This window comes from Streptomyces sp. TRM70350, assembly GCF_019219825.1.
Lineage (GTDB): Bacteria > Actinomycetota > Actinomycetes > Streptomycetales > Streptomycetaceae > Streptomyces.
In genome coordinates, this window is sequence record NZ_JAHUXH010000101.1 from 1 (window position 1) to 1,055 (window position 1,055).

A 1,055-nucleotide genomic window follows, 5' to 3' on the forward strand; every position below is an offset into this window, starting at 1 on the left:
CAGTGGTTCAAGCGTGCCGTCTTCTACGAGGTCCTCGTCCGCTCCTTCCAGGACAGCAACGGCGACGGCGTCGGCGACCTCAAGGGCCTGACCGCCAAGCTCGACTATCTGCAGTGGCTCGGCGTCGACTGCCTCTGGCTCCCGCCCTTCTTCAAGTCACCGCTGCGCGACGGCGGCTACGACGTCTCCGACTACACCGCCGTCCTGCCCGAGTTCGGTGACCTCGCCGACTTCGTCGAGTTCGTCGACGCCGCCCACCAGCGCGGCATGCGCGTGATCATCGACTTCGTCATGAACCACACCAGCGACCAGCACCCGTGGTTCCAGGAATCCCGCAGAGATCCCGACGGCCCCTACGGCGACTACTACATGTGGGCCGACGACGACAAGCAGTACCAGGACGCCCGCATCATCTTCGTGGACACGGAAGTGTCCAACTGGACGTTCGACCCGGTGCGCAAGCAGTACTTCTTCCACCGGTTCTTCTCCCACCAGCCGGACCTCAACTACGAGAACCCGGCCGTCCAGGAGGAGATCCTCTCCGCGCTGCGCTTCTGGCTGGACCTGGGCATCGACGGCTTCCGCCTGGACGCCGTGCCCTACCTCTACGCGGAGGAGGGCACCAACTGCGAGAACCTTCCGGCGACCCATGACTTCCTGAAGCGGGTCCGCAAGGAGATCGACGCCCACTACCCGGACACGGTGCTGCTCGCCGAGGCGAACCAGTGGCCGGAGGACGTCGTCGACTACTTCGGCGACTACCCCTCCGGCGGCGACGAGTGCCACATGGCGTTCCACTTCCCCGTCATGCCGCGCATCTTCATGGCGGTGCGCAGGGAGTCGAGGTACCCGGTCTCGGAGATCCTCGCCAAGACCCCGGCGATCCCCTCCGGCTGCCAGTGGGGCATCTTCCTGCGCAACCACGACGAGCTCACGCTCGAAATGGTCACCGACGAAGAGCGCGACTACATGTACGCGGAGTACGCCAAGGACCCGCGCATGCGCGCCAACATCGGCATCCGCCGCCGCCTCGCCCCGCTCCTGGACAACGACCG

1 protein-coding gene is annotated in these 1,055 nt (G+C 65.8%); it reads left to right on the forward strand.

The window, feature by feature from the left end:
* Positions 1 to 1,055: maltose alpha-D-glucosyltransferase (gene treS / locus KWI83_RS37740; protein WP_218518881.1), on the forward strand; the 1,055-nt coding region annotated here is incomplete at both ends.